General features: G+C 30.2%; 5 protein-coding genes. 1 reads left to right on the top strand and 4 read right to left on the bottom strand.

The window, feature by feature from the left end:
• The 4 genes from TCEL_RS12250 to TCEL_RS12265 all read right to left on the bottom strand — a co-directional run.
• Positions 1 to 417, bottom strand: a 417-nt coding sequence (locus TCEL_RS12250; RefSeq protein WP_040683811.1) for a helix-turn-helix domain-containing protein, incomplete at its 3' end; no start/stop codon positions are given.
• Between the two features lie 176 nt (positions 418 to 593).
• Positions 594 to 1,238, bottom strand: a complete 645-nt coding sequence (locus tag TCEL_RS12255; RefSeq protein WP_018666573.1) for an ABC transporter ATP-binding protein — start codon at positions 1,236 to 1,238, stop codon at positions 594 to 596.
• 5 nt (positions 1,239 to 1,243) lie between these two features.
• Positions 1,244 to 2,875 (bottom strand): ABC transporter permease, encoded by a 1,632-nt coding sequence (locus tag TCEL_RS12260; RefSeq protein WP_040684107.1) that lies wholly within the window; start codon positions 2,873 to 2,875, stop codon positions 1,244 to 1,246.
• Positions 2,876 to 2,920: 45 nt separating this feature from the next.
• Positions 2,921 to 3,985 carry a Fe(3+) ABC transporter substrate-binding protein gene (locus tag TCEL_RS12265; protein ID WP_018666579.1) on the bottom strand — a complete coding sequence of 355 codons (1,065 nt, stop codon included), beginning with the start codon at positions 3,983 to 3,985 and terminating at the stop codon, positions 2,921 to 2,923.
• Positions 3,986 to 4,452: 467 nt separating this feature from the next.
• Between TCEL_RS12265 and TCEL_RS14435 the strand changes: the two genes are divergently transcribed.
• Positions 4,453 to 4,745: transposase family protein (locus tag TCEL_RS14435; protein WP_198010695.1), on the top strand; the 293-nt coding region annotated here is incomplete at its 3' end.

A 4,745-nucleotide genomic window follows, 5' to 3' on the forward strand; every position in this document is an offset into this window, starting at 1 on the left:
GTACAATGTTTTAGTAGAAACAATATATTTATCCTTCCAAGCAGGGTCATTTTTACAATAACCTACTACAGCATCGACGGACCATTTATCTTTAAGAATTTTTGTTTCTGCATACTTTATAAAAGCTTCGGCTGTAGCTATTTTAATTTTTGCTCCGCAATTTGAGCGATGATTTTCATATACAGCCTGACCTGTTTCAGGGAAATAACTTGTAAATGTAGATAAATCACTTTTAAGCTGTAAGGTAGTACCACGTTTAATTTCACGGGAGATAGTACTTGGACTACGTCCTAATTTTTTAGCAATATAGCGAATACTTTTACCTTCTTTTAGTAATGCATAAATTTCTCCACGCTCATAGCTATTTAGGTGTTTAAAAGAACGTACAGTTGTGTTAGAATTAATTTTATCAACCATAGTGAAAACCTCCTGTATGTTTGGATTTGACACCTATATCATACATGATTTTCACTATGGTTTTAATATTTTTTATCTGTTGCATTTAATTTTACAATGAACCAGATTTACATTTTTCAACTGTCTACTTGACAGGAGGCAGCTTTAAAAGTTTAATACCCATTTATTGGATAATTTCACATTTCACATGGATGGCACTCTATTCTATCTGCCACATCCTTTGCATCCTCTATATCATGAGTTACAAATATTGAAGTTATATTTGACTTTTTAAGAATTTCTTTTATTTCTTTTCTTATTCTCTTCTTAAGGCCTGCATCTAAATTACTAAAGGGTTCATCTAATAATAAAAGAGATGGTTTTGGTGCAAGTGCTCTTGCTATCGCTATCCTCTGCTGTTGCCCTCCACTTAACTCGTGAGGATATCTCTTTTTATACTCCTTCATATCTACAAGCTCTAATACTTCATCTAATATCCTTTGTCTTGCCTCTTTATTTATCTTTTCAAGTCCAAACAAAATATTCTTTTCAACCGTCATATGAGGAAAGAGTGCATAGTCTTGAAATACCATGCCGATTCCTCTTTTTTGTGGTTCTATAAAAACATTTTTGTTATATAATACCCTATTATTAACAATTATCTCTCCACCATTTGGTATCTCAAGCCCTGATATAAGTCTAAGAATTGTACTTTTCCCACTGCCACTTGGTCCTAAAAGTGCAACAATTTCTCCCTTTTCAATTTCCAAATTAAAATTTGTTATCTGATAATCCTTTGCATTTTTATATTTAAAACTTAAATTTTTTACTATAACATACATACTATCTACTCCTTATCAAACCTATTTATAAAGCTAATTGCAACTATGCTTATTAGTATTATTATAATTGCTGGAACAGCTGCCTCTTGAAGCATCTCGTCTGCTGCATAATCAAAAGTCCTTGTAGCTAAAGTATTAAAATTAAATGGTCTTAAAAGAAGTGTTAATGGAAGTTCCTTTATGATATCTATGAAAACCAAAACCAAACTACTTATTATTGCTGGTTTTAACATAGGTATATCTATTTTTAAGAATGTCTTAATGGTATTTTGTCCAAGTAACCTTGAAGCTTCAAAAAAACTTTTTCCCATCTTTTCATATCCAGCCTCTATTGCTTGATATGAAACACCTATAAATCTTATTATATAGGCAAAGAGGAGCATAAATATACTTGTTGAAAGTACAAGTGTTTTGGAATTAGGATTTATTATTAAATAAAACCACTTTAGCTTTCTATCTATGTTAACAAATAACAGTATCACTGAAATTGCAATAACTGCAGCAGGTATAGAGTATCCTATCATTGTTATTTTAGAAATTATTTTAGAGAGGTTACTTTCATTTATTCTGCAATAATTTCCTATAATTAATGAAATTATTGTTATAATAATTGCTGCTAAAATTGATAAAGCCAAAGAATTTAATGTCATCACAATAAATGACATATTCAAAACTCTTTTATAAGTTAAAAATGCAAAATACATAAGCTGTAAAGTTGGAATTAAAAAAGAGAATAAAAATATTATAGTAAAAAACATTATAACTAAATTCTTTTTTATACCTTTTAACCTTTTTCTTACAACAGGTCTTATTTTAGTACTACTGTAGCTGTACTTCTTTCTTCCCCTAAAAAATTTTTCAAATAAAATCACAAAAACAACTCCAACCATAAGTATTGCTGCAATTCTTACTGAAGACTCAACATCTCCAAGTGAGAACCAAGTTTTGAATATAGCTGTTGTGAAGGTTTGAACACCAAAATATGCAACAACTCCATAATCACTCAATACCTCAAGTGCCACAAGAGTAGCACCACTTACTATAGCAACCCTTGAAATTGGAATTATTACTTTAAAAAAGATTTCTATATTACTTTTACCAAGAAGTTTTGCACTTTCTACAAGTGTAGCCGACTGTTTTTCTAAAAATGATTTTGTAATCAGATATACATAAGGAAATAAAAACAAAGTTAATATAAATATAGCTCCTTTAAGGGACATTATATTAAAATATTTTTGATTAACTAATATACCAAATCTATTTCGAAGTGTAGTCTGTATTATTCCCGTATAGCTTAAGAGCCCATTATATGTGTAAGCACCTATATATGGTGGTATAGCCATAGGGAGAACTAATACCCATTTAAAAAATTTTCTAAATGGGAAATCATAAAATGTAATAAAATACGCTGATAAAACTCCTATTATCACAGTAAACAAGACTACTGCAGTTGTTAGTTTTATGCTGTCTGTAACGTAGGCTAATAACATATACTTTTTTATATGCGCCCAATTTTCATTTACAGGTTTTAATAAGTTTAAAATTATTTCTATAGTAGGCAGTAAAATTAATACCACCATAACATAGCTTATTAACGCCCATCCATTTAAATGTAATTTTACCTTTATCCTTTCCATATTCAACACCCTTTTTATAAATTAAGGCCCTAAAAAGGGCCCTTTTTACTTCCAACCAACTTCATTAAATATTTCAACAGCATGCTTATTATGTTCACCAAGCTTTGACATTTCTATATCTTGTCTTTTAAATTCTCCCCAAGATTTTAAAAGTTTTGCTACTTCAACTTTTGGATTTGCTGGATATTCAAAGTTTGCTTCTGCAAATAGTTTTTGTGCTTCTTCAGAAGTTAAAAATTCAATTAACTTAATTGCATTTTCTTTATTCTTTGAAGCCTTTGTTAATCCTGCCCCACTTATATTTATATGTGTTCCTGTAGTTTGTTGATTTGGGAAGAAAACTCCAACCTTATTTGCTGCATTAACTTCCTCTTGATCTTGTGAATTTAACATTTTTCCAATATAATATGTGTTTACAATTGCCACATCCCCTACTCCTGCTGCAACTGCTTTAACTTGGTCTCTATCATTGCCTTGAGGTTCTCTTGCAAAGTTTTGTACAAGTCCCTTTGCCCACTCCTTAGCCTTTTCTTTTCCATTTATTTCTATCATTGAAGCAAGAAGTGATTGGCTATATATATTTGTTGATGATCTTGTTAAAACCCTTCCCTTCCACTTTGCATCAGTTAATGCCTCATAAGTTGAAAGTTCATTTGGATTTACTCTATCCTTTGAATAAACTATAACCCTTGCTCTAACAGTGAGTGCAGTCCAAGTGTTATCCTTATCTCTTAAATTTTTTGGAATGTTTTTATTTACTATTTCTGAATCAAATGATTGTAAAAGCCCTTGTTCCTTTGCCTTATGTAGTCTTCCTGCATCGGCTGTAATTAAAATATCTGCCTGTGTATCTTGTCCTTCTCTTGAAAGCCTTTCTATAAGTTCATCAGATTTACCTTCAACTACATTAACCTTTATACCTGTCATTTTAGTAAATTCTTCGTAGAGCTTTTTATCTGTATCATAGTGTCTGTCTGAATATACATTAACAACCTTTTCTTTTTGTTGTGTTGGAGTTTTTTCTTCCGCTATCTTTGCACAACCTGCAAATATTGATGTTGATAGCAATAATGCTGATGTTATTGAAAGAAATTTGATTTTTTTGTTCATAGTAAACCTCCTTATTGAAATTCTATTTTATTTGAGAACAATTATCAATTTCATTATATGGGACATATTTAAAATTGTCAATACGTTTTTTAATGTTTCCAAAATAAAAACGGGATGATAACTTTAATCAGAATAAGATTAAGTTAAAGGCTTACAAGATACAAAAAGTAAGAAAAAATAGATTTGAAGTGCCACCCAAGTGAAATGTGACATTTTCCATATAATGTATTAATCATATAAAAATTGGTTCTATAATAAATGTTGGGGCGTAGCCCCAGCATATTTTTTTACAAAAAAAAATATGCACCTGTTTAGATGCCTGATATAATAAATTACACACACACAATTTGAAAGGAGGCATCCAACAAGTGCACAATAATAATTTTATCAAAAACCTACTCGGTTTTAAAGATGTTATTGTAACAAAAATACTTAATACAGATAATTGCTTTGAGATTTATTTAGAAATGAAGAAGAAACCTCATACTTGCCCTTGTTGTAACTCTCAAACTCGTAGAGTTCATGATTATAGAATACAACGTGTTAAACACATTCCTCTATTCTTAAAACCTACTGTTCTCGTTATTAAAAAGCGTAGATATCGTTGTAATATTTGTGGTAAAAGATTTTATGAGCATATTGAATTCTTGCCACGTTATTATAGAATCACTAATCTTTTATCTATGTACGTTATAACAGAGCTTACTAATACTTATAGTATGTCAAGTTTAGCTAAAAGAGTTAATTTGTCTGTTGATAC

The sequence above is a fragment of the Thermobrachium celere DSM 8682 genome, from assembly GCF_000430995.1.
Lineage (GTDB): Bacteria > Bacillota > Clostridia > Clostridiales > Caloramatoraceae > Thermobrachium > Thermobrachium celere.

Coding starts and splice junctions, on each gene's coding strand:
- TCEL_RS12255 (WP_018666573.1), bottom strand. CDS start 1,238: ATGTATGTTATAGTAAAAAATTTAAGTTTTAAATATAAAAATGCAAAG.
- TCEL_RS12260 (WP_040684107.1), bottom strand. CDS start 2,875: ATGGAAAGGATAAAGGTAAAATTACATTTAAATGGATGGGCGTTAATA.
- TCEL_RS12265 (WP_018666579.1), bottom strand. CDS start 3,985: ATGAACAAAAAAATCAAATTTCTTTCAATAACATCAGCATTATTGCTA.